Raw genomic sequence first — 24270 nt, forward strand, 5'->3', positions numbered from 1 at the left:
GGTCAGTCCTCGAACAGTTCGCTCTGGCCGACGGGGATATCGTCTTCCTCGTCCTCTTCATCCTCGGGGCCCGGGGTTCCGGGAAGCGGTTTCGAATCGAGCAGCCCCGCCGCGCGCAGTTCCCGCAGCCCCGGCAGATCGCGCGCGGTCTCGAGCCCGAAGTGGTCGAGGAAGCCCTCCGTCACCACGAAGGTCACCGGCCGCCCCGGCGTCATCCGCCGCCGCCCGAGCCGGATCCATTCGAGTTCCAGCAGCTGGTCTATGGTGCCGCGCGACACCGCGACGCCGCGGATTTCCTCGATCTCGGCGCGGGTGACCGGTTGATGATAGGCGATGATCGCCAGGGTTTCCACCGCGGCGCGCGACAGCTTCTTCTGCTCGAGCGTCTCATGGCTCATCAGATGGCCGAGGTCGGGCGCGGTGCGGATCGCCCAGGCATCGCCCACGCGGGTGACATGCACCCCCCTGCCCTCGTAGCGGCGGCGCAACAGCATCAATGCCTCGGCCGGATCGCAGCCGCGCGGCATCCGGCGCTCCATATCGCGCAGGCTGAGGGGGGCTGCGGAGGCGAAGAGCATCGCCTCGACCATGCGTTCCTGCTCCGCCAGAGGCGGCACCGGGAAAAGCGGGGCATCGTCGGTCATCGGTCCCTCGGTTCGGTTCGGGCGCGGATCGCGATGGGGGCGAAATTCTCGCGCTGGCGGATCTCGATCTGACCCTGCTTGGCGAGTTCGAGCGAGGCGAGGAAGGTCGCCGCCGTGGCCGAACGCCAGCGCGCGGGATCGGCGGTCCAGTCCTCGGGCAGATAGGCCGAAAGCTCGTTCCACTCGCCCGAGAAGCCGATCATCGTGCGCAGCCGGTCGAGCGCCTGTTCAAGCGTATAGACATCCTTGCGGTCGAACGCATAGGGGCGGAACTCGTCGCGGGTGCGGATGCGGGCATAGGCCTGCATCAGATCGAGCAGCGTCGCCCGCCATTCGGTGCGGCGCACGCGGGCGATGCCCTGCGGCTCGCCGCGCGCGAAGAACTCGCGACCGAGCTGATCGCGCGCCATCAGGCTGGCCGCGGCCTCGCGCATCGCCTGCAGACGTTCGAGCTGAAATGCCAGATGCGCCGCCAGATCCTCGGCCGAGGGGCCCTCGGCTTCGGGGTCGGGGGGCAGCAGCAGGCGCGATTTCAGGAAGGCGAGCCAGGCCGCCATCACCAGATAATCGGCGGCGAGCTCGATCCTGAGCGCCTTGGCGCGCTCGACGAAGACCAGATATTGCTCGGCCAGATGCAGCACCGAGATCTTGCGCAGATCGACCTTCTGGGTGCGTGCGAGCGTCAGCAGCAGGTCGAGCGGCCCTTCGAACCCGTCGACATCGACGATCAGCGCCTCGGCGGCCAGCCGCTCGGACACGCTCGTCGCTTCGAACAGGTGGGTTTCGTCAGCCATGCACCTTGCCGCCCGTCAACAGGGCATCAAGTTCGGCGCTGAGGGCTGCGATGTCAACCGCATCGGGGGCATGGCGGAACGCGAGGGCACGGGCCGAGCGCGCCTCGGCCGCCGCGGTCAGCGGGCCGGCGGCAGAGGTGCTCGCCTCCATCGCCGGGATGTCGCCGTTGCAATGCAGGACCAGATCGCAGCCGGCATTGATGCTGAGCGCGGCGCGTTCCGCCGGGGTGCCGGACAGCGCCTGCATGTCGATATCGTCGCTCATCAGCAGACCGTCGAAGCCGATCTCGTCGCGGATCAGGCCGATCATGCGCGGCGATTGCGTCGCCGGCGCCTCGTCGAAGGCGGTGTAGCGGACATGGCTGGTCATGCCGAGGGGCAGGTCCGCGAGCGCGCGGAACACCGCGAAATCGGTCGCGCGCAGCTCGGCCGCGGGGGTGGCGACCTCGGGGGTTTCCTTGTGGCTGTCCGACACCGCCCGGCCGTGGCCCGGCATGTGCTTGACGATCGGCAGCACGCCGCCAGCGAGGAACCCTTCGGCCGTGGCGCGGGCATTCGCGACAACGCTGGCCACGTCGCTGCCCATGCAGCGGTTGCGCAGGAACGGATGGGTTTCGGGCGTCGCCAGATCGCAGCAGGGCGCGCAATTCGCGTCGATGCCGACGGCGCGCAGCTCGTCGGCCATCAGCCGCGCGCGCAGCCGGAAACTGCGCACCGGATCGCGCGCGGTTTCCGCCTGATCGAGCGGCGCCGGCCAGTCGCGCCAGTAGGGCGGGCGCAGGCGCTGCACCCGGCCGCCCTCCTGATCGACGAGGATCGCGGCCTCGCGGCCGACCGTCTCGCGCAGCGCGTCCGTCAGGCGCCGCAGCTGATCGGGCGTATCGACATTGCGCGCGAAGAGGATGAAACCCCAGGGATCGGCCGCGCGGAAGAGAGCGCGTTCGTCAGCCGAGAGCGTCAGGCCGGCACAGCCGAGGATCGTCGCGTAAGCCATCCGTCATTGCACCAGGGTCGGAATGCAGTTCGCCTTGCCCGCGACCAGCGCGGCGCAGAACCGGCGCGCCTCGTCGAGGTCGGCATAGCCCGCAGCGCGCAGCCGGTAGTAAGTGCGATCGCCGGTGGTCGTGGGCTGAATCAGCCGCTGCTTGCCCTGCATCTGCGGGGCGAATTTCTTCGTCAGCCGGTCCCATTCGGTGCGGGCATCCTCGGCGTTGTCGAAGGCACCGAGCTGCACCACCCGCGTGCCCGCAGCGACCTTCGCGGGATCGAGTTCGACGACCGGCGCGGGTTTCGCCGGAGCCGGCGGTTCCGCGGCAGGCTTGTCGGTGGGCTTGTCGGAGGGCCTGGCTGCCGACGCGGCGGCGGCAGGGGCCGGCGGCACCACATCGACGGGACGCGCCCCCGGACGGGGCGAGGATTTCACCCCCGGGACCGAAGCCGGGATCCGGTCGTCCGGCGCATTGGCCGAGATCTGATAGGGTTGATCGGGCTTGCTGACCACGGCGACGGGCTCGCCCGGACGGGCCGGCGGCGCAGCGGCAGGCTCGGCATCGGAGGCCGGATCGTCGTCGAGCGCAATCGCCGTCGACTGCGGCACATTCGCGGTGGGCTCATTCGCCGGGCTCGCCTCTTCGAGAAGCACGGGCTGCGGCCGCTGCACCTGGGGGATACTCTTGACACCGAGCATCGCCGTGTCGTCCTCGGTCAGTTCCTCGGGGGGCTGGGCCAGATACACGCGCGACGGCGCTTCCGTGGCGATCTTGCCGCCCGCGACCTCGTTCACCGCGAGGCCGACATGCTGCGCCATGTCACCGCCCGGATCGTCGGGCGCGATCCGCGCCGGACCGTCGGTCGCGCGCAGCACCGGCAGACCGGCCATGTCACGCTCTGCCAGGCGATAACTCCAGACCACGACGCCCAGAATCAGCACGACCGAGGTGATCGCACCGGCATTGCGCAGCCATTTCGATACGAAAGCGGAAACCGCCTCGCGCGGCGGACGCGGCGCGGGCGCGTCGTCAGGGCCGCCCTCGTCGCGGTTGTCATAGAAACTCGCCATGCCCGCCCTCGCGCGGTCCGGCAGCGCGCGAGGGCGCGACCGGAGGGTTACTGCCTGTGCCTCACCCGGCCGCGGCGCGCTTCAGCGCATCTCTTCGGCAGGGGTGACGCCGAGAATACCAAGACCCGTGGAAATGACAACGGCACAGGCCCGGGCGAGCGCGATTTTCGCCTGCGAGGCGGCGGCGTCGCCTTCCTGCACGAAACGCAGCTGCGTCTCGTCGTTGCCACGGTTCCACAGCGCATGAAGATCCGAGGCGATCTCGTAGAGGAAGAAGGCGATGCGATGCGGCTCGTTCGCGCGGGCGGCGATCTCGACGAGGCGCGGCCATTCGGCGATCTTGCGCGCAAGGGTCAGCTCTGCCTCATGGGTGTTGCCCGACAGATCCGCCCCGATCAGCGCCGCGTCCGACACGTCGAAGCCCAGATCGCGCGCCTTGCGCAGCACCGAGGCGACGCGGGCATGAGCATACTGGACGTAGAACACCGGGTTGTCCTTCGACTGTTCGAGCACCTTGTCAAAGTCGAAATCCAGCGCCGCATCGTTCTTGCGGGTCAGCAGATGGAAACGGGTCACGTCGGCGCCGGCCTGCTCGACCACGTCGCGCAGGGTGACGAAGGTGCCGGCGCGCTTCGACATCTTGAAGGGCTCGCCGTTCTTGAACAGGCGCACCAGCTGGATCAGCTTGATGTCGAGATCGACCGAGTTCTGCGACAGCGCCGCGACCGCGGCCTTCATCCGCTTCACATAGCCGCCGTGATCGGCGCCGAAGACGTCGATCAGCTTGTGGAAACCGCGTTCGATCTTGGTCCAGTGATAGGCGATGTCGGGGGCGAAATAGGTCCAGGAACCGTCCGACTTCTGGATCGGGCGGTCGACGTCATCGCCATAGGCGGTCGAACGGAACAGGAGCTGTTCGCGCTCTTCCCAGTCCTCGGGCAGCTTGCCCTTCGGCGGTTCCAGAACACCGCGGTAGATCAGCCCGAGGTCAGACAGACGCTTGATCGCGGCCTCGATCTGGCCCGTGCCGTAGAGCGACTTCTCGGAATAGAACACGTCCATGTGGACGTTCAGCGCCGCAAGGTCGCCGCGGATCATCTTCAGCATCTCGGCGACGGCGAAGTCCTTCACCTCGTCGAGCCAGACGGATTCCGGCTTGCCGATCAGGCTGTCGCCGTATTTCGCCTTCAGTGCCTCGCCGACCGGGATCAGATAGTCGCCGGGATAGAGCCCCTCGCGGATATCCGGATCGAGGCCGTTCGCCTCGCGGTAGCGTTCAAACGCCGAACGAGCGAGCACGTTGACCTGCGCACCGCCGTCGTTGATGTAATATTCGCGCGTGACATCGTAGCCCGCGAAATCGAGCAGAGCCGCCAGCGCATCGCCGAACACCGCGCCGCGGGTATGGCCGACGTGCATCGGCCCGGTCGGGTTGGCCGAGACGAATTCGACATTGACCCGTTCCTTCGCGCCGAGGGTGGAGCGGCCGTAATCCGCCCCTTCGCTCAGCGCGGCGCGGGTGACATCGGCCCAGACCGAGACATTGAGGCGCAGGTTGAGAAAGCCGGGGCCGGCGACCTCGGCTGCGGCGACGCGCGGATCGGCGGTCAGCCGGGCGGCGAGCGCATCGGCAATGTCGCGCGGCTTCGATCCGGCGGGTTTCGCGAGCACCATCGCGGCATTGGTCGCCATGTCGCCGTGGGCCGCGTCGCGCGGCGGTTCGACCGTCACGTTGGCATAATCGAGCCCGGAAGGCAGGACGCCCTCGGCCACCATCTGATCCAGAGCGGTCAGCACGACCGCGCGCATATCGGCAAACAGGTTCATTTTCAGCGTTCCTCTGTTGCCTCACCCCTGCCAGAGCGGCACCGGAACGTCAACCGGAAGCCGCTTTCGGGTGGGCTGCGCCATCCCTGCGCGCGGCGGCTGCGCTGCGGGCGCGAGGGGGGCGCTGCCCCCTCTTCGCGGCCCCTCCTGACGGAGGCGCCGCGAATTCACCCCCGGGATATTTATGGAAAGCCGAAAGGAGAAGCGGGAGGACAGCGCTGGTTCGCTCAGCTTTGTTGACCTTTTTACCGTTTTGCAGTAGGGGACTCGCGCCGCAACCCGGCGGCAATTCGCCCGGGACGCCCGGATTTTTGCGTCCCCCCACTTGCGCGGCCAGAGCGCTGCGCAGTTTTCAAGGACGCAAATGACCAAGTTCACCGACCTCAACCTAGATCCGAACATCCTGAAGGCCGTCGTCGAAGCGGGCTACGAGGCCCCGACGCCGATCCAGGCCGGCGCGATCCCGCCCGCGATCGAGGGCAAGGACGTGCTGGGCATCGCCCAGACCGGAACGGGCAAGACCGCTTCCTACACGCTGCCGATGCTGACCCGGCTGGCGCATGGCCGGGCGCGGGCACGGATGCCGCGGTCGCTGGTGCTGGCGCCGACGCGCGAACTGGCGGCGCAGGTCGCCGAGAACTTCGACCTCTATGCCAAGCATACCAAGCTGACCAAGGCGCTGCTGATCGGCGGCGTGTCCTTCGGCGAGCAGGAAAAGCTGATCGACCGCGGCGTCGATGTGCTGATCGCGACGCCGGGCCGGCTGCTCGACCATTTCGAGCGCGGCAAGCTGCTGCTGAACGGCGTGCAGATCATGGTCGTCGACGAGGCGGACCGGATGCTCGACATGGGCTTCATCCCGGATATCGAGCGGATCTTCCAGCTGACCCCGTTCACCCGTCAGACGCTGTTCTTCTCGGCCACCATGGCGCCCGAGATCGAGCGGATCACCAATACCTTCCTGCAGTCGCCGGTGCGCATCGAGGTGACCCGTCAGGCCACCGCCTCGGAGACCATCACCCAGAAGCTGGTCGAGATCACCCCGCCGCGCAAGGATCAGACCGCGAAGACCAAGCGCGAACTCCTGCGCGCCCTCATCAGGGGCGAGGGCGAGGCCTGCACCAACGCGATCATCTTCTGCAACCGCAAGACCGATGTCGATATCGTGGCGAAGTCGCTGAAGGCGCATGGTTTCGACGCCGCGCCGATCCACGGCGATCTGGAACAGCGCCAGCGCATGGCGACGCTCGATGCGTTCCGCGAGGGCAAGCTGCAGCTGCTGGTGGCGTCGGACGTCGCCGCGCGCGGGCTCGACATTCCGCAGGTCAGCCATGTGTTCAACTACGACCTGCCGAGCCATGCCGAGGATTACATTCACCGCATCGGCCGCACCGGCCGTGCCGGTCGTCTGGGCACCGCCTATTCGATCGCGACCCCCGCGGACGAGAAATATCTGTCGCAGATCCAGGCGCTGGTGAAGATGGACATTCCGCGCGCCGCGGCGCCCGAGGGCTTCGCGCTCTCCGAGGCCGCCCATGAGGAACCGCGCCAGTATGAAGAGCGCGACGGCCGTCGCAGCCGCACGCGCGGCGGCCGCGGTCGCGACAAGGACCGCCCCGAGCGCAGCGAGAAGCGTGCCGAGAAGCCGCGTCGCGAGGCGCAGCCGAAGGTCGCCGACAAGGCGGTCGAGAAACCCGCCGAGAAGGCTGCAGACGCGATGCCGGTGATCGAGATCGAAGAGACCGTCGAGGCGCCGATCCCGCTGCCCGAGGCGCCGAAGCCCGCGCCGCGGCGCGAGGATCGCCGCCGCGGCCGCGACCGTGACGATGGCCCGGCGGTCGTCGGCATGGGCGATCACGTGCCCGATTTCATCCTGCGCCCGTTCCGCCCCTCGAAGCCGGTGAAGACCGCCGAGGTCGAGGACGAAGCGCCGGAAACGGCCGAAGCCAGCGAGAACTGAGCCCGCCTTATGGCGGCAACGGGGGCGGCGGGACATCCGGCCGCCCCTTTTCCATCGCCGGATTTCTTGGCTCTGGCCCTGTCGGGCAAAGCCCTGTAGACCTCGGCGCAAACTGACCGGAGCATGGACATGGCGCGGCACCTCATCACCTCGGCGATCCCCTACATCAACGGCATCAAGCATCTGGGCAACCTCGTCGGCAGCCAGCTGCCGTCCGATCTGTTCGCACGCTACATGCGGGCGCGCGGCCATGAGGTGATGTTCATCTGCGCCACCGACGAGCACGGCACCCCGGCGGAGCTTGCCGCCGCCAAGGCCGGCAAGCCGGTCGAGGACTACTGCCGCGAGATGCACGAGACCCAGGCCGAGATCGCCCGCGGCTTCCGGCTGTCCTTCGATCACTTCGGCCGCTCGTCGTCGGATCGCAATACCGTGCTGACGCAGTATTTCGCCCGCGTGCTCGGCGAACAGGGGCTGATCGAGGAGAAATCCGAGAAGCTGTTCTACTCGGTCGACGACGGCCGCTTCCTGCCCGACCGCTACATCGAGGGCACCTGCCCGAACTGCGGCTACGAGAAGGCCCGCGGCGATCAGTGCGAGAACTGCACCAAGCAGCTCGACCCGACCGATCTGATCAACCCGCGCTCGGCGGTGTCGGGCTCGACCAATCTCGAGCTGCGCGAGACGAAGCATCTGTTCCTGCGCCAGAAGACGCTGCGCGAGGATATCCGCACCTGGATCAAGTCGAAGGCCGACTGGCCGGTGCTGACCACCTCGATCGCGCTGAAATGGCTCGACGACGGCGACGGGCTGCAGGACCGCGGCATCACCCGCGATCTCTACTGGGGCGTTCCCGCGCAGTTCGAGGGCGCGCCCTGGACCGGCATGGAAGGCAAGGTGTTCTACGTCTGGTTCGATGCACCCATCGAATATATCGGAGCGACGGCGGAATGGGCCGATGCGAACGGGCTCGACGACAGCGCCTGGCAGCGCTGGTGGCGCACCGACAAGGGCGCGGAGGACGTGACCTATACCGAGTTCATGGGCAAGGACAACGTGCCGTTCCACACCCTGTCCTTCCCGGCGACGCTGATCGGCGTGAACCGCGCCGGCGGCGAACAATGGAAGATGGTCGACTACATCAAGTCGTTCAACTACCTCAACTATGACGGTGGCCAGTTCTCGACCTCGCAGGGCCGCGGCGTGTTCATGGATCAGGCGCTGTCGATCCTGCCGGCGGATTACTGGCGGTGGTGGCTGCTCAGCCATGCGCCGGAAAGCTCGGACAGCGAATTCACCTGGGAGAATTTCCAGACCTCGGTGAACAAGGATCTGGCCGATGTGCTGGGCAACTTCGTCTCGCGCATCACCAAGTTCTGCCGCTCGAAGTTCGGCGAAGCGCTGCCCGAGGGCGGCAGCTGGGGCGAGCGCGAGGACGCGCTGATCGCGGAGCTGAGCACGCGCCTCGCCGCCTATGAGAGCTTCATGGAAGCTAAGGAAGTGCGCAAGGCCGCGACCGAGCTGCGCGCGATCTGGGTGGCCGGCAACGAATATCTGCAATCCGTCGGACCCTGGACGGTGTTCAAGACCGACCCGGCGCAGGCCGCGGCGCAAACCCGCCTCGCGCTCAACCTGATGCGGCTTTACGCGATCCTGTCGGAACCGTTCATCCCGGACGCGGCCGGCCTGATCCTCGCCGCGCTGAAGACCGAGGATCGCAGCTGGCCCACGGACATCCGTGCCGCACTGACCCATCTGCCCGCGGGCCATGCCTTCGAAACCCCCGAGGTCCTGTTCCGCAAGATCGCGGACGAGGAACGCGAGGAATGGCAGAAGCGCTTCTCCGGCGTGCGCAGCTGAGGCCCAGAGGTCGCCGGGGGCTCTGCCCCCGGGCTGCCTGCGGCAGCCTCCCCCGGGATATTTAGGGAAAGCCGAAAAGGGAAAGGCCGGCACTTTTGCTTTCGGCTTTCCAAAAATATCCTCGGGGGTGAATTGGCCGCAGGCCAAGAGGGGGCAGACAGCCCCCTTTCTTCGTCTCAGCGGGTGCCCTGCCCCGAAGGTGCAGAGCCGGCGAGTGCGCGCGGAACGTAAGTCTCATCATGCTTCGCGAGGATCTCGCTCGCCATGAATTCGCCCGCCGCGATCCGGCCCTTGGCGATAACGCCGCGCCCCTCGCCGAACAGATCCGGAGGAATGCCCGAGAACTGGACCGGGATCGAGGCCGCGCCATCGGTCACGCGAAAGCGGATCTCGCCGCCCGGCGACCGGACAAGGCTGCCGCGCTCGACCAGACCGCCGAGGCGGAAGACTTCACTGGATGAGGGAATATCGGACAGCACCTGCGACGGGGTGCGGTAATACTCGATCCCGTCGCGCAGCGCATAGCCCATCAGCCCGGTCGCAAGCGCCAGAGACAGCGCGGCAAACAGCAGAAGGCGGACCCGGCGGGCCTTCTTCAGGCGCATCGCCGGGGCCTGTCGATCAGGGGAACACCGGGGCCAGCATCAGCCCCGCAGTTTCCTCGAGCCCGAGCATCAGGTTCGCGTTCTGCATCGCCTGCCCCGAGGAGCCCTTGCACAGATTGTCGAGCGCGACCGTCACCGTGGCGCGACCGGCGATCCGGTCGGCGACGACACCGACATGAACGTAGTTCGACCCGGCGATCGAGCGCGTCGAGGCCACCTGACCGAAGGGCAGAACCTCGAGGAACACCTCGTCGGCATAACGCGCGGCCAGCGCCTCGTGCACCGCGGCCGCATCGCCCTTGACATAGACCGTCGCAAGGATGCCGCGGTTGAACGGCATCAGATGCGGGGTGAACATCACCCGCACGTCACGCCCGGCGAGCTTCGAGAATTCCTGATCGAACTCGCCCAGATGGCGGTGCTTGCCACCCGCCGAATAGGGCATCGTGCCGCCCGACAGCTCGGCATGAAGCAGGTTTTCCTTGAGCGAGCGCCCCGCCCCCGACACCCCGGCCTTCACGTCGATGATGATGTCGTCGAGGTCGATCACCCCCGCCTCGATCAGCGGGCGCAGCGCATATTGCCCGGTTGCCGCGTTGCAGCCCGTGCCCGCGCACAGCCGCGCCGAGCGGATCTCGTCGCGGTAGAACTCGGTCAGGCCGTAGACCGCCTGCTTTTGCAGCTCCAGCGCGACATGCGGCTTGCCATACCATTTCTCGTATTCCGCCGGATCGCGCAGCCGGAAATCGGCCGAGAGATCGACGATCTTCAGATCCGACGGCAGATCGCGGATCACCGGCTGCGAGGTGCCGTGCGGCAGTGCGCAGAACGCCAGATCGACGGCCGAGAAGTCGATGTCCTCGATTTTTTGCAGCACCGGCAGATCGAGATGGCGCAGATGCGGAAACACCTCGCCCATGCGCATTCCGGCCTTTCGGTCGCCCGAGAGCGCGACAATCCGCATCGAGGGATGCGTGGCGATGAGACGGACGAGTTCGGCTCCGGTATAGCCCGAGGCCCCGAGGATGGCGACGTTCTGCGTCATGGCATTTCTCCCGCGACTTGCCCTCGTGCAATGCCTCAGCATAACTTCGGGCGCAAGACGTTTGAACGGTGCCGTATTTGATGGGGGGCAGGGATTCGATGACGGAATGGTATTATGCGGTGGGTGGCGACAGTCGGGGGCCCGTCCCCGAGACGGAGATCGCAGCCTTCATCCGCACCGGAATGATCCGGCCGGACACTCTCGTCTGGCGCGAGGGGATGACCGGGTGGGAACCCGCGCGCGGCCACCTGGCGTTCGGGCAAACACCGCCCGCCCCGCCTCGTCAGCCGGCGGTTGCCTATGCCAGCCGCACAGGAACGGGTCCGGCGCCGGCCCTCGGCTTCGGCGAGGCAATCTCTCAATGTCTGCGCCGTTACGCGACTTTCCGAGGCCGGGCCAGCCGTTCGGAATACTGGTACTTCTATCTGTTCATAGTTCTCGGAAGCTTCGTCGCGGGATTGCTGGACAAGGGGCTGGCACACAATTCCAGCGCTGCCTACATGCTGTTCGCTGTGGCGACATTTCTGCCCAACGTTGCCGTCACCGTCCGGCGTCTGCACGATACCGACCGCAGCGGCTGGTGGCTTGGCGGTTGGTGGCTCGCCGCCGTCATCGGTGGCGCAGCGATCGGCCTTTCGGCCGTGAAGGGGCAGTCCGGGGCGATCGTCGCTGTTTTCGCCGCCGCGATCCTGGTCTACGGACTTGCCCTCCTGGTCTTCATGTGCCAGCGCGGCACGCCCGGTCCGAACCGCTTTGACTGAGACGCTGCACTTGTGAAAATGCGAAGACAGGGGGCTCTGCCCCCTCGGGCCTGCGGCCCTCACCCCCGGGATATTTGCGGCGAATCGAAAGCGGGAGTGCTCTTTTGCTTTCATCTTTCCACAAATATCCCGGGGGTGAATTTGGCGTCAGCCAAAGAGGGGGCAGAGCCCCCTGCCCGGTCCGGCAAGCGCGTTCAGGCGGCCTCGAAGCGCACGCCGTGGCGCAGGAACTGCGTCGCATGGACCGACACCGATTCCGGGTCGCCCGTGGTCAGGAACTTCGACACGCTGCCTGCTCCCAGAAACTCCGGCCGGCGCTTCAGATAGTCGTCAAGGCTCGAAGCCACCAGAGCAGGCTGGCTGTAGACTTTGACCTCAGGGCCGAGCGCCTTCTGGAATGCCGCCTGCATCAGCGGGTAATGCGTGCAGCCGAGGATCGCTGCCTCGGGATGCGGCATCCGGCGCTTCAGCGCCTCGACATGGGACTTCACCAGCGCCTCGGCGAGGGTTTCGTCGCCCGCCTCGATCGCGTCGACGACGCCACCGCAGGGCTGGGCCTCGACGTCGACGCCGATGGCGCGGAAGGCGAGTTCGCGCTGGAACGCCCGGGTCGCGACGGTCGCCGGGGTGGCGAACAGCGCCACGTGTTTCACCGCCACCTCGCGCGGCGGGGTGTTGTCGCCCCATTTGCGTTCGGTCAGCGCCTCGATCATCGGCACGAACACCCCGAGGACGCGCTTGTCGGCGGGGATCCAGGTCTCCTGCATCCGCTTCAGCGCCGCCGCCGAAGCGGTATTGCACGCCAGGATCACCAGGTCGCACCCCTCGGCCCAGAGCCGTTCGACGCCGCGGCAGGTCAGATCGAAGATGTCGTCAGCCGAGCGCACACCGTAAGGCGCATGGGCATTGTCGCCCAGATAGACGAAATCCACCTGCGGCAGCCGCTTCGCCACCGCCTCGAGCACCGTCAACCCGCCGAGCCCGCTGTCAAAAACGCCCACCGCCATGTGCCGCTTCCCTGTCCGATGCGCCGTTACGGCGCGTTCCGGCCGTTCTATGCGTCACCGTCGCCGAAGGAAATGCGAAATTTCTGCGAAACACGCGGATTTCATCGGCGCATCATGCAAGATTTCTTTAATTATGCCGGTATTCGCGACGATATATTCCACATATCGCGAAATCCGCGACAAAGAGACGCTCCTTCGTCCCGCGCCGAAAGCCATTTGTGAACATTGCAAAATTCCTATATTCACCGAAACGCAGAACAGCTTTGATCGGAGCGCATATGCCGGGCATGGATTGGGACAAGTTGCGCATCTTCCACGCGGTGGCGGATGCCGGATCTCTGACCCATGCGGGTGACGCGTTGCGGCTGTCGCAATCGGCGGTGTCTCGTCAGATTCGCGCGCTGGAGGAATCGCTCGGCACGACGCTGTTTCACCGCCATGCCCGCGGCCTGATCCTGACCGAACAGGGCGAGCTGTTGTTCGAGGCGACCTCGATGATGGCCAAGCGGCTCGATACCGCGGCGGCGAGGATCCGCGATTCCGAGGAAGAGGTGATGGGCGAGCTGCGCGTCACCGCCACCGTCGGTTTCGGCAGCCTGTGGCTGGCGCCGCGGCTGGCGAAGCTTTACGACCGCTATCCCGATCTGAAGATCGACCTGATGCTGGAAGAGCGCGTGCTCGATCTGCCGATGCGCGAGGCCGATGTCGCGATCCGCATGAAAGAGCCGAGCCAGGCCGATCTGGTGCGCAAGCGGCTCCTGAACATCCGGATGCGGTTGTATGCGACGACCGAATATCTCGACAAGGCCGGTCGGCCCGAGCGTCTGGAGGATATGCGCAACCACCGGCTGATCTGCCAGAACGCCCATGCGCCGCAGGTCGCCGCGGGGGCAGAGCTGGTGCAGATGCTGCTCGCCCAGCACATGCATTCCAAACTGACGGTGAACAATTACTTCGGCGTGCTGCAAAGCGTGCTCAATCATGTCGGCGTCGGCGTGCTGCCCGATTACATCATCGCGGACCGTCCGCATGTCGAACGTGTGCTCCCCGAGATCGAGTCGGTCGAGGTGCCGGTGTTCCTCGCCTATCCCGAGGAGCTGCGCCAGTCGCGCCGGGTCACCGCTTTCCGCGAGTTCATCCAGGAAGAGATCCTCGCCTATCGCAAGATCCAGAGCGGCGCCGAAGCGGTGGCGGAACCCGATCCGCAGTGACATGACCGTGGTGGCATTCCCGCAACGCATGGCGGGAATGTTTTTACCGAATGGCAAAAGCCCTTGCCAAGTTTCCAAACTGCTCATATTTCAGGCGCAGAGATCGGCGGTCTGAGGAAACTCTCGTCGGTTTCTACCTCCCTGTTGGACTACGGCCGAGCTTTGTCTCGGCCTTTTTTTTGCCCGAACGGTTTTTTCAGCCCTTCAGTCCCCGGCCGACCTCGACCAGACCGAGACCGGCGAGCGCCAGCCCCGATACACGGTCGATCCACAGCCGGAGCCGCGGCCCCAGAACGCCGCGCAGGGTGGATGTCACGCCAACCACCATCGCCCACCAGATCAGCGAGCCCGCCACCACGCCGGCCACGGTCGACAGCGCCTCGGCCAGCCGGAACCCGGCCGCGGGTGTCAGCGCCGCGAACACGGCCGAGAACATGATGATCGTCGGCGGGTTGGTCAGCGTCAGCAGCACCGCCGCCGCCAGATCGCGCAGCGGGTTGCGCGGTGCCAGCGCGGCCGGCGCATCCGCCCCCGGATCGCGCCGCATCAGCGCCTTCAGCCCCAGCCACAGCAAAAACAGCCCCGCCGCCAGATGCAGCGGTTGCTGATGCGCCAGCATGAACCCCGACAGCCCCGCCAGACCGAGCGCCGCGACCGCGGCATAGATCCCGTCGCCGAGCGCGATCCCCGCGCCGATCGCCATGCCGTGGCGGGCGCCGCGGGTCAGCGTTGTCTTCATGCACAGCACGCTCATCGGCCCCACGGGGGCGGCGATGGCCATGCCGATCAGGGCAGAGCGGACGAAAAGAGACGGATCGAACATCGTGAAAACTCCATGAGACATGAAAATACCCCGCGGGCAGGGCCGGCGGGGTTCGGATGGGCAAGACAGAGAGGGAAAGCGGGGCTCAGACCCCGGACTGCCCTCCGGCCGCGCCACGGACCGAAGCCACCGCCGTCAGGCGATTTCGTTGGGTCCGATTGAGGCGGGCGTTCAGGGTCATATGGAGACCCTGCCAGCCCCGCCCCGCCCCGTCAAGCGTGCCGTCAAGCGCGCCGTGCCGCCGGCCTGCCCACAGGCCGCCCGGCCCGACGCGACACCCGCGCCACGGCACGCGGTTTTGCCCGCTCTGCCCCCTTTCCCCGCAGCCCCCTTTGGCCTAAAGGGAGGCAAACGCCCTACCGCCCCGGAGGATCCGATGACCGAGCCGCAGATCACCCCAGACGTCATTGCCGCGCATGGTCTGAAACCCGACGAATACCAGAGCATCCTGACCATCATCGGTCGCGAACCCACCTTCACCGAGCTGGGCATCTTCTCGGCGATGTGGAACGAGCATTGCTCTTACAAGTCGTCGAAGAAATGGCTGCGCACCCTGCCGACCGAGGGCCCGCAGGTCATCTGCGGTCCGGGCGAGAACGCCGGCGTCGTCGACATCGGCGACGGCCAGGCGGTGATCTTCAAGATGGAGAGCCACAACCACCCGAGCTATATCGAGCCCAAGCAGGGCGCGGCGACCGGCGTGGGCGGCATCCTGCGCGACGTGTTCACCATGGGCGCGCGCCCGGTCGCGGCGATGGACAGCCTGTCCTTCGGCACCACGAAGCACCCGAAGACCGCGCAGCTGGTCAAGGGCGTGGTCGACGGCATCGGCCATTACGGCAACTGCTTCGGCGTGCCGAACGTCGGCGGCGAGGTCCGCTTCGATGCGAGCTATGACGGCAACTGTCTGGTCAACGCCTTCGCCGCGGGCATCGCGGACACCGACCGCATCTTCTATTGCGCGGCCTCGGGCGTCGGGATGCCGGTGGTCTATGTCGGCGCGAAGACCGGCCGCGATGGCGTGGGCGGCGCCACCATGGCCTCGGCCGAATTCGACGACACCATCGAGGAGAAGCGTCCCACCGTTCAGGTCGGCGACCCCTTCACCGAGAAGAAGCTGATGGAGGCCTGCCTCGAGCTGATGCAGACCGATGCGGTGATCTCGATCCAGGACATGGGCGCGGCGGGTCTGACCTGCTCGGCCGTCGAGATGGGCGACAAGGGCGGTCTGGGCATCAAACTGGTTCTCGATCAGGTGCCGCAGCGCGAGACCGCGATGACCGCCTACGAGATGATGTTGTCGGAATCGCAGGAACGTATGCTGATGGTTCTGCATCCCGACAAGCAGGACGAGGCCCGCGCGATCTTCGAGAAATGGGATCTCGATTTCGCGGTGGTCGGCGAGACCATCGCCGAGGACCGCTTCCTGATCCTGCACGGCAACGAGGTGAAGGCGGATCTGCCGCTGTCTAAGCTGTCTTCCTCCGCGCCGGAATACGACCGCCCGTGGATCGAGACGCCGGCCCCTGAGCCGATGCCCGCGCTGCCCGCCATCGGGCCCGTCGCGGCGCTGAAGGCGCTGATCGGCTCGCCGAACTATGCCGCGAAGGACTGGGTGTTCGAGCAGTATGACACGCAGGTCATGGCCGATACCGTGCGCCGTCCGGGTCTGGGCGCGGGCGTGATCCGGGTGCATGGCACCGACAAGGCGCTCGCGTTCACCTCGGACGTGACGCCGCGCTACGTCAAGGCGAACCCCTATCGCGGCGGCGCGCAGGCGGTGGCCGAGGCCTATCGCAACCTGACCGCCGCGGGCGCTCTGCCGCTGGCGACGACCGACAACATGAACTTCGGCAACCCCGAGAAGCCCGAGATCATGGGTCAGTTCGTCGGCAGCATCAAAGGCATCTCGGCGGCGTGCATCGCGCTCGACATGCCGATCGTGTCGGGCAACGTCTCGCTGTACAACGAGACCGACGGTTCGGGCATCCTGCCGACGCCGACGATCGGTGCGGTCGGGCTGGTCGCGCATGTCGACGATCTGATCGCCGGTCTGCCCGAGGCGGGCGACATCGCGCTGCTGATCGGCGAGACCGAGGGCCACATGGGCCAGTCGGCGCTGGCGGCGGAGGCCTTCGGCATCGTCGCGGGCGATGCGCCCGAGGTCGATCTGGCAGCTGAGCGCCGCAACGGCGAGTTCCTGCGCGCCAACCGCAAGCTGCTGAAGGCGGCGAGCGATCTGGCAGACGGCGGGCTCGCGCTCGCGGCCTTCGAGATGGCCGAGGCGGCGGGTCTGGGCGTGACGCTGGACGCGGCCGACATCGCGACGCTGTTCGGCGAGGATCAGGCGCGCTACCTCGTTGCCTGCGACGCGGCGGGCGCCACGGCACTCGAGGCGGCGGCGGCAGCAGCGGGCGTGCCCGTGGCGCGCGTCGGTGCCTTCGGTGGCAAGACGGTGAGCTTCGGCGGCGACAGCGCGCCGATGGCGGAGCTGTCGGCACTTTACCGCACCGCCTTCGCCAGGGCGATCGGCGAGTGAGACGGACGGGGGAGAGCGAAAGCTCTGCCCCGCCGGATAACAAAGAGAGGGGGCTCTGCCCCCCGCAGAAGGTTAAGTGAGGGGGCTCTGCCCCCTCGGGCCTTCGGCCCTTCACCCCCGGGATATTTTTGGCGAATCGAAAGGGGCAAGGCCCGCGAGGACTTGCCGCGAGACGGGTTCGGCGGCCGGCGGAAGCGGCCGCGGCCTCTTGTCGCGCCCGGCCCCGCGGCCTAGATTGAGACCAGAGACGAGGAGAGCGCCATGCCGATGGAAGCCAAGGACATCGAAGCCCTGATCCGCGACGGATTTCCCGACGCCAGGATCACCATCACCGACCTGGCCGGCGACGGCAATCACTGGGCGGCCGAGGTGATCGACGCCTCTTTCGCAGGCCTGAACCGGGTGCAGCAGCAACGCGCCGTCTTCGCCGCGCTCAAGGGCGCGATGGACGGGCCGAACGCGCCGCTTCATGCGCTCGCGCTGACCACCAAGGCGCCGGCCTGAAAGCCGGCTGGCCGGAGTTGACGACATTCCGCGCCCGGACGCCTGTGCCCGGCGCGACCACAAAGAGGATGTGACGCAGATGAGCGCACTCGATCAGATCAAGGAAGACGTCGCCGCGAATGACGTCGTGCTCTTCATGAAGGGCACCAAGGAAATGCCGCGCTGCGGTTTCTCGGCGCGCGTTGCGGGCGTGCTGAACTTCATGGGCGTCGACTACAAGGACGTCGACGTTCTGGCCGACGAGATGGTGCGTCAGGGGATCAAGGAATTCTCCGACTGGCCGACCATCCCGCAGCTTTACGTGAAGGGCGAATTCGTCGGCGGCTGCGATATCGTGACCGAGATGACGCTCTCGGGCGAGCTCGACAAGCTGTTCGACGACAAGGGCGTCACCTATGACAAGGCGAAGGCCGACCAGATCCGCGCCGCGAACGCCTGATCCGCGTTTTGCGGATCTGGTCTTCGGACCGATGAAAAACCCCGCCACTGGCGGGGTTTTTGCGTTCGGGGAGGCGCTCAGTCCTTCGGGCGCCAGCGGGCGACGAAGGGGGCGATGATGCGCGCCTCGAACAGCTTCCACAGCGTGCGCAGGAACAGCGCGATCACGATCAGCACGACGAAGAACACGATGGTCGCCCAGGGGATCACCGTCACGTCGGGGCCGTCGACCGGGCGCACCGACAGCGCGTTCGGGAAGATCGACCAGATCTGATTGCGCCAGCCATAGCGCGTCACCACCACCCATTTCGGCGTCTCGGCGGTGGATTTCAGATCGTCGGCGCGGGTCTGCAAGGTCGCGGTGTCGAACTTGAAATAGGGCGGCCAGCCCCAGCCGGTATCCTCGTTGCGGTAGACCACGGGCTTGCCGTCGGGGCGCACCGCTTGGATGAACTGCACGTCGCGCGTGCCCTGCGAGGCCTGCTGCGTCTTGCTCGATCCCGACCAGAAGATATTCGTCCAGCCGTTCAGGTCGACGCGCTGCTGATAGGTGCCGACGATGCGCACCACGTCATGGCGCGGCAAGGTGTAATGCAAAAACCCCGCCACCAGCAGCACGAGAAGGGTCAGGAAGCTCCATTTGACGTAACGCATCGGCTCAGCCCCGGTTCAGGAAAAGGATCATGCCGCCCACGTAAAGGATCGGCAGGCCGTAGATCAGCCCGATCAGGCGCAAGGTCAGGCGGCGCTGGTAAGGCGCAAGGCGGGTCTCGATCAGCGTCTCTTCCGGGCGCGCGTCGGGCGCCGCACCGGTTTCCCTGCGCCAGGCGGCGATCAGCGCCTCGCGCCGGCGCCACAGCAGGTAAAGCCGCACGAAACCGAACACCAGGGTCAGGGTGAACAGGCCGAGAATGCTCAGCGGGATTGCCTCGATCACGGAACCTCCTTCGGGCGCGCGGGGGATGCGGCCCCTTTCGCATCAGTGATAGCCTGCGCGGGCGTGGGGCGAAAGCCCTGTGGCCAAAGGCCCGCTCCCGCTTCAGATCGCGATATTGTCGATCAGCCGCACGCCGCCGAGCCAGGCCGCAGCCAGCAGCCGCGCGGGATCGGCCGGATCGGCAAGCGGGCGCAGCGTCTCGGCATGGCGCAGTTCGAGATAATCGAGGGAGGCGAAGCCTTCCTCGATCAGCCGGCTGCGGGCGTCATCGAGCTCGCGCACGGGATCGCGGCCGGCGCGCAGCCCCTGCGCGGTCTGCTGCATCACCTGATAGAGCGCCGGCGCGATGCGGCGCGCCTCGGGCGTGAGGCGGGCGTTGCGCGACGACAGCGCCAGACCGTCGGGCTCGCGCACCGTCGGACAGCCCGTCACCCGCACCGGCAGGTTGAGATCGGTCACCAGCCGGCGCACGATCTGCAACTGCTGCCAGTCCTTCTCGCCGAAGAACGCCCAGCCGGCCTGAGCCATGCCGAGGATCTTGGTCACCACCGTGGTCATGCCGTCGAAATGGCCCGGACGGAACGCACCTTCGAGCTCCTCTGAGATGCCGGCGACGCTGACACGGGTGGAAAAGCCGTCGGGATAGACGTCGCCGACGCCCGGGGCGAACAGCACATCGGCACGCTCGGCCTCGAGCAGCGCCAGATCGCGGGCTTCGTCGCGCGGATATTTCTCCAGATCGTCGGCACGGTCGAATTGCAGCGGGTTGACGAAGATCGTCACGATCACCCGGTCGCAGTGGCGGCGCGCGGTGCGCAGCAGGCTCAGATGCCCGTCGTGAAGCGCCCCCATCGTCGGCACGACGCCGACCCGCATTCCCGAGCGTTTCCAGCCCTCAACCTTGTCGGCAAGCGCCGCGGCGGCACGAACGACCTGTGTCATCGTGGTTTCCCTCTTCTCCCCCTCGCGGGCGGCGGACACGGCTGGCCTGCCCCCTCGCGCCCTCAAACCCGCGCAAGGCATAGCGCCCCGGCCCCCGCAATGCAAACGCGGCAATGCGCTCCCGGGGGGCAGCGGAAGAACGGGACGTCCGGGAGCGGCTTTTATGTAAAGCCCTTGATCGCGCCCCTCCCGGCGGACAATCATGCACCGATTGTCCTGTTGCCCGTCCGGAGGCCCCGAATGCCCTTTCGTCTGTTCCCTGCCCTCGCGCTGTTGCTGATCTCGGCGGCGCCTGCGCTCGCTGCACCGCCCGACTCGATCACCCTCGGCATGGTGCTGGAGCCGCCGAACCTCGACCCGACGGCCGGCGCCGCCGCAGCCATCGACGAGGTGGTCTATGCCAACGTATTCGAAGGCCTGACCCGGTTCGGTCCGGAGGGGCAGATCGAACCCGACCTCGCCAAAAGCTGGGACGTCTCGGCGGACGGGACCGTCTACACCTTTCATCTGCACTCTGGCGTGACGTTTCAGGATGGCACCGCCTTCGATGCCTCGGACGTGAAATTCAGCCTCGACCGGGCGCGGGCGGCCGACAGCGCCAATGCCCAGAAGGCGCTGTTTCGCGGCATTAACGCCGTCGATGTCGTCGATCCGCTGACGGTGAAGGTGACGCTTGACGCCCCGGACGGGGCCTTCCCGTTCAAGATGGCCTGGGGCGATGCGGTGATCGTCGCGCCGGAAAGCGTGGCGAGCGAGGCCACCCATCCCGTCGGCACCGGCCCCTTCGCCTTCGCCGACTGGGTGAAGGGCGATCACGTGACGCTGAGCGCCTATCCCGGCTACTGGGGCGAGAAGCCCGCGCTGAAGACCGCGACGTTCAGGTTCATCTCGGACCCGACAGCGGCCTTCGCGGCGGTGATGGCAGGCGATGTCGACGCCTTCCCGAACTTCCCGGCGCCCGAGACGCTCGACCAGTTCAAGGCCGATCCGCGGTTCAGGGTGATGGTCGGCACCACCGAGGGCGAAACGATCCTCGCGATGAACAACCGCAACCCGCCGCTGAACGACATCCGCGTGCGCGAGGCGATCGCCCATGCCATCGACCGGCAGGAGGTGATCGACGGCGCGATGTTCGGCTATGGCACGCCGATCGGCACGCATTTCGCGCCGCATAACCCGGCCTATCGCGACCTGACGGCGCTGTCGGCCTACGATCCGGCGAAGTCAAAGGCGCTGCTGGCCGAGGCGGGGGTGAAGGATCTGACGCTGCGTCTGGCACTGCCGCCGCCGGTCTATGCCCGCCGCGGCGGCGAGATCGTCGCGGCGGAACTCGCCGCCGTCGGGATCAGGACCGAGATCACCAATCTCGAATGGGCGCAATGGCTCGATCAGGTGTTCAAGCGCCACGATTTCGATCTGACCATCGTCAGCCATACCGAGCCCGCCGACATCAACATCTATGCCCGGCCGGAGTATTACTTCGGTTATGACAGCAAGCCGTTTCAGGAGCTGATGGCGAAGCTCGACCGCACCGTCGATCCGGCCGAACGCAGCGAGATCGAGGGCGAGGCGCAGGAGATGATCGCCAAAGATTACGTCAACGCCTATCTGTTCCAGCTGGCGAAGACCGGGGTGGCGGATGCGCGCCTCGAAGGGCTGTGGCTGAACGCGCCGACCCCGGCGAATGACGTGACCGCGGTGCACTGGAAGCCCTGAAAGGGCTCTGCCCTGCAGGGGGCGGTGAGGGGGCTCTGCCCCCTCGGGCCTGCGGCCCTCACCCCCGGGATATTTTCGGAAAGATGAAAGGCAAGGGACCGGAGCGCCCTTTGCCTTTTTGCCGGTTTCAGCTCCGGGCTTACTGCACCGCGCTCCAGGCCGAGGAGGGGTTCGAGGCGGGATCGGCGACGATGGGTTGCGACGCACCGGGCTGTTGCACGATCACCGGCGGGGCGACGATGCCCGAGCCGCCGCGCCCGCGATTCTCGGCCGAGGCGACGGCCGCGGCGTGCTGCTGGGCCTCGGCGAGGGTCGGATCGACGATCTGACCGGCCTGCCAGGCGGCCTCGTCGGCCTGGATCGCCTGAGTGTCGGAAGCCGAGACGACATAGCCGGTGTGAAGCTCGACCATCGGCCCTTCGATGGCAAGGCTTTCAGCGCGCGAGCGCACATGCACCTTCGTGCCGAGCGGAGCCTCGTCGAACACGTCGAGGATGTCCTGGTTGAACAGCCGGATGCACCCCGCAGAGGTGGCCTTGCCGATCGAGGACGGATCCATCGTGCCGTGAATGCGGTAATAGGTATCCTTGCCGTTCTTGTAGAGATAGAGCGCGCGCGCCCCGAGCGGGTTGTCGAGACCGCCCGCGAGACCGCCCGCGAGCGGGCCGTAAAGATCGGGATCGGTGCGCACCATGTTCGCGGTGGGGGTCCAGTAAGGATATTCCTGCTTGCGCGAGATCACGGCATCGCCCGAGAACCCCTTGCCCGCCTTGCCCACGGCGACACCGAAACGCATCGCCCGGCCCGGCTCCATCACGTGATAGAGCACGCGGGCATAGGGGTCGACGACGATGGTCCCCGGTTCCTCGGGACCGGTGTAATCGACCCAGCGACGCGTGTTGCGTTCGTTGAGGTATTTCGGGCTGACCGCGGGCAGGAGGTGCTCTCCGTCCTGCCGCGCCTGATATTCGGGCGGCACCACCGGGGCGGGTGCGGTTGCGGCCGGTTTCTGTCCGCAACCCGCGAGCAGGGCACAGACGAGAACGGTGGCACTCACCGTCCGAAGCGAAACCGGGGACCGGAACGAAAGCGGCACCCGTTGGGAAAACGGCAGGACAAACACGATGACCCTCGATCAGCTGATCCGGCCTGATGCCGGAGCGAAAACTTACCCGGACGAACATCCGATCCTGATAAGTGCCGTTCTCGCGCAGCTGCGGTCAAGCCCGGCCGGCACGAGTCTGCCGTACCGTTGCACGAAAGCCCGCCGGGGCCGGGGCCCGGAACAGACCGAAGCGGAAGCTGTAAACGGGTTGTTAACCTTCGGCTGCCATGACGGAAGGGCGAAAAACGAGACGGAGGGGAACGATGCCGGGGATGCTGTCTGCCGTCTTGCCCCGTGGCGGGCAGGAGGAAGAAGCGCTTGACGTGCTGCGGCTCGTACGCTCGCGACGGGTGGGGGCGACGACGTTTCACCGGCTGCGGGCCGAGCACGGATCGTGTCGCGCGGCGCTGGCGGAGCTGCCCGCGATAGCACGCGCGGCGGGGATGAGCGATTACACCCCCTGCCCCGAAGGTGTGGCCCGGGCCGAGCTCGCGGCCGGGCACCGGGCCGGGGGGCGGCTGCTGTGTCATGGCGGGCCCGACTACCCCGAGGCGCTCTCGGAGTTTGCCGATGCGCCGCCGGTGCTGTGGGCACTTGGCGACAGGACGTTGTTGCACCGGCCGGCGATCGCGGTGGTGGGGGCGCGCTCTGCCTCGTCGCTCGGCCAGCGCATGGCACGGCGGCTGGCAGCCGATCTCGGAGAAGCGGGGCTGGTCGTGGTCTCGGGCCTCGCACGCGGGATCGACGCCGCGGCGCATGAGGCGGCACTGACCACCGGAACCATCGCCGTGCAGGCCGGCGGCATCGACGTGATCTATCCGGCCGAGAACGCCGCCCTCGCCCGCCAGATCGCCGAAACCGGGCTGCGGCTGGCCGAACTGCCCCCCGGTTTCGCGCCGCGCGCCCAGCATTTCCCGCAGCGCAACCGTATCATCGCCGGGCTGGCTCAGGCGGTTCTTGTCGTCGAGGCGGCGACGCGGTCGGGCAGCATCGGCACGGCGCGGATCGCGCTCGACTACGGGCGCGAGGTGTTGGCGGTGCCGGGACATCCGCTCGATCCGCGCGCGGGGGGCTGCAACGCGCTCCTGCGCGACGGCGCGGTTCTGGTGCGCGATGCGGCCGACGTGGCCGAGCATCTGGGGCTGGATGCGCGCCCCGATCCCCTGCCCCCGCTGCCCGAGGCGCCGCCCCCGGCGCAAGCCCCGGATCTTGCCGGGCGGATCCTGGCGGCCCTTGGCACCGCGCCCGTGCAGGAGGAGGATTTGTTGCGCGATCTGGGCACGGATGCCTCAAGTTTCGCCTGCGCTCTGGTGCCTCTGGAAATCGAGGGGCTGGTCAGCCGGCGCCCCGGCGGATACCTGTGCCGCATATGAGGGAGCCGATTCGCCCGTCCGACGGCCCGAACTGCCACGGTTTTTTCCGTGCCGGTTTGCACCTGCCGGCCGAGCGACATTGACATTCTCCCCCCAACGCCCGCATTTTCCGCCCCCAAG

22 protein-coding genes are annotated in these 24270 nt (G+C 67.1%); 9 read left to right on the forward strand and 13 right to left on the reverse strand.

From position 1 onward, the window contains the following. Positions 1 to 2: 2 nt before the first annotated feature. The 5 genes from scpB to argS form a co-directional block, all read right to left on the reverse strand. Complete coding sequence (gene scpB / locus CG50_RS00300) at positions 3 to 644, reverse strand: SMC-Scp complex subunit ScpB (protein ID WP_036633851.1); 642 nt, start codon at positions 642 to 644, stop codon at positions 3 to 5. Beyond that, positions 641 to 1438: a segregation and condensation protein A gene (locus CG50_RS00305; RefSeq protein WP_036633853.1), complete on the reverse strand. Its 798-nt coding sequence runs from the start codon at positions 1436 to 1438 to the stop codon at positions 641 to 643. Before CG50_RS00305 ends, scpB begins: the two co-directional genes overlap by 4 nt. Further along, a complete protein-coding gene (locus tag CG50_RS00310) occupies positions 1431 to 2432 on the reverse strand; it encodes a glycoside hydrolase family 3 N-terminal domain-containing protein (protein WP_036633856.1) in 1002 nt (333 codons plus the stop codon). The genes CG50_RS00305 and CG50_RS00310 overlap by 8 nt, the downstream gene beginning before the upstream one ends. Before the next feature lie 3 nt (positions 2433 to 2435). Further along, a complete protein-coding gene (locus tag CG50_RS00315; RefSeq protein WP_036633858.1) occupies positions 2436 to 3497 on the reverse strand; it encodes an SPOR domain-containing protein in 1062 nt (353 codons plus the stop codon). 81 nt (positions 3498 to 3578) lie between these two features. Next, positions 3579 to 5324, reverse strand: coding sequence for an arginine--tRNA ligase (gene argS, locus CG50_RS00320; protein WP_036633860.1), 1746 nt, complete (start codon positions 5322 to 5324; stop codon positions 3579 to 3581). A 364-nt stretch (positions 5325 to 5688) separates the two neighbouring features. Here argS and CG50_RS00325 point away from each other — a divergent pair, with 364 nt between their 5' ends. Beyond that, positions 5689 to 7284, forward strand: a complete 1596-nt coding sequence (locus CG50_RS00325) for a DEAD/DEAH box helicase (RefSeq protein ID WP_036633862.1) — start codon at positions 5689 to 5691, stop codon at positions 7282 to 7284. A gap of 129 nt (positions 7285 to 7413) precedes the next feature. After that, the gene (gene metG, locus CG50_RS00330) at positions 7414 to 9144 is read left to right on the forward strand and encodes a methionine--tRNA ligase (protein WP_036634282.1); all 1731 of its coding nucleotides are present in this window, start codon (positions 7414 to 7416) and stop codon (positions 9142 to 9144) included. A gap of 176 nt (positions 9145 to 9320) precedes the next feature. Here metG and ccmE read toward each other — a convergent pair whose 3' ends face one another. Both ccmE and argC read right to left on the reverse strand, forming a co-directional pair. Next, positions 9321 to 9749, reverse strand: a complete 429-nt coding sequence (gene ccmE, locus CG50_RS00335) for a cytochrome c maturation protein CcmE (RefSeq protein WP_036633865.1) — start codon at positions 9747 to 9749, stop codon at positions 9321 to 9323. A gap of 16 nt (positions 9750 to 9765) precedes the next feature. After that, entirely contained in the window at positions 9766 to 10794 is a 1029-nt protein-coding gene (gene argC / locus CG50_RS00340; RefSeq protein WP_036633868.1) for an N-acetyl-gamma-glutamyl-phosphate reductase, read from the reverse strand. A gap of 98 nt (positions 10795 to 10892) precedes the next feature. Here argC and CG50_RS16120 point away from each other — a divergent pair, with 98 nt between their 5' ends. After that, positions 10893 to 11555, forward strand: a complete 663-nt coding sequence (locus tag CG50_RS16120) for a DUF805 domain-containing protein (RefSeq protein WP_161785372.1) — start codon at positions 10893 to 10895, stop codon at positions 11553 to 11555. Positions 11556 to 11749: 194 nt separating this feature from the next. Here the strand turns inward: CG50_RS16120 and CG50_RS00350 are convergent, their stop codons facing one another. Continuing rightward, the gene (locus CG50_RS00350) at positions 11750 to 12562 is read right to left on the reverse strand and encodes a glutamate racemase (RefSeq protein WP_036633869.1); all 813 of its coding nucleotides are present in this window, start codon (positions 12560 to 12562) and stop codon (positions 11750 to 11752) included. 287 nt (positions 12563 to 12849) lie between these two features. Between CG50_RS00350 and CG50_RS00355 the strand changes: the two genes are divergently transcribed. Then, positions 12850 to 13773 (forward strand): LysR family transcriptional regulator, encoded by a 924-nt coding sequence (locus tag CG50_RS00355; protein ID WP_036633872.1) that lies wholly within the window; start codon positions 12850 to 12852, stop codon positions 13771 to 13773. Between the two features lie 196 nt (positions 13774 to 13969). Here the strand turns inward: CG50_RS00355 and CG50_RS00360 are convergent, their stop codons facing one another. After that, a complete protein-coding gene (locus CG50_RS00360; RefSeq protein WP_036633875.1) occupies positions 13970 to 14596 on the reverse strand; it encodes a LysE family translocator in 627 nt (208 codons plus the stop codon). Between the two features lie 376 nt (positions 14597 to 14972). On the opposite strand from CG50_RS00360, the gene purL reads away from it, so the two are divergent. The 3 genes from purL to grxD all read left to right on the forward strand — a co-directional run bounded on the left by purL (position 14973) and on the right by grxD (position 18078). After that, positions 14973 to 17135: a phosphoribosylformylglycinamidine synthase subunit PurL gene (gene purL, locus CG50_RS00365; RefSeq protein ID WP_036633877.1), complete on the forward strand. Its 2163-nt coding sequence runs from the start codon at positions 14973 to 14975 to the stop codon at positions 17133 to 17135. Positions 17136 to 17396: 261 nt separating this feature from the next. Continuing rightward, positions 17397 to 17639, forward strand: coding sequence for a BolA/IbaG family iron-sulfur metabolism protein (locus CG50_RS00370; RefSeq protein ID WP_036633879.1), 243 nt, complete (start codon positions 17397 to 17399; stop codon positions 17637 to 17639). Positions 17640 to 17718: 79 nt separating this feature from the next. Continuing rightward, a complete protein-coding gene (grxD, locus tag CG50_RS00375; RefSeq protein ID WP_036633881.1) occupies positions 17719 to 18078 on the forward strand; it encodes a Grx4 family monothiol glutaredoxin in 360 nt (119 codons plus the stop codon). A 77-nt stretch (positions 18079 to 18155) separates the two neighbouring features. Here grxD and CG50_RS00380 read toward each other — a convergent pair whose 3' ends face one another. From CG50_RS00380 to panC, 3 genes are all read right to left on the reverse strand, one after another. Then, positions 18156 to 18731: a DUF1523 family protein gene (locus CG50_RS00380; protein ID WP_051909275.1), complete on the reverse strand. Its 576-nt coding sequence runs from the start codon at positions 18729 to 18731 to the stop codon at positions 18156 to 18158. A gap of 4 nt (positions 18732 to 18735) precedes the next feature. Further along, the gene (locus CG50_RS00385; RefSeq protein ID WP_036633883.1) at positions 18736 to 19014 is read right to left on the reverse strand and encodes a hypothetical protein; all 279 of its coding nucleotides are present in this window, start codon (positions 19012 to 19014) and stop codon (positions 18736 to 18738) included. A gap of 102 nt (positions 19015 to 19116) precedes the next feature. After that, complete coding sequence (gene panC, locus CG50_RS00390) at positions 19117 to 19956, reverse strand: pantoate--beta-alanine ligase (protein WP_036633886.1); 840 nt, start codon at positions 19954 to 19956, stop codon at positions 19117 to 19119. A 240-nt stretch (positions 19957 to 20196) separates the two neighbouring features. On the opposite strand from panC, the gene CG50_RS00395 reads away from it, so the two are divergent. After that, positions 20197 to 21672 carry an ABC transporter substrate-binding protein gene (locus tag CG50_RS00395; protein ID WP_036633889.1) on the forward strand — a complete coding sequence of 492 codons (1476 nt, stop codon included), beginning with the start codon at positions 20197 to 20199 and terminating at the stop codon, positions 21670 to 21672. A gap of 139 nt (positions 21673 to 21811) precedes the next feature. On the opposite strand, the gene CG50_RS00400 is transcribed toward CG50_RS00395, so the two are convergent. Beyond that, complete coding sequence (locus CG50_RS00400; protein ID WP_081880229.1) at positions 21812 to 22729, reverse strand: L,D-transpeptidase; 918 nt, start codon at positions 22727 to 22729, stop codon at positions 21812 to 21814. Positions 22730 to 23040: 311 nt separating this feature from the next. Between CG50_RS00400 and dprA the strand changes: the two genes are divergently transcribed. Beyond that, the gene (gene dprA / locus CG50_RS00405; RefSeq protein ID WP_338048241.1) at positions 23041 to 24150 is read left to right on the forward strand and encodes a DNA-processing protein DprA; all 1110 of its coding nucleotides are present in this window, start codon (positions 23041 to 23043) and stop codon (positions 24148 to 24150) included. Positions 24151 to 24270 lie beyond the last annotated feature (120 nt).

Source organism: Paenirhodobacter enshiensis, assembly GCF_000740785.1.
In the GTDB taxonomy this organism is placed as follows: domain Bacteria; phylum Pseudomonadota; class Alphaproteobacteria; order Rhodobacterales; family Rhodobacteraceae; genus Rhodobacter; species Rhodobacter enshiensis.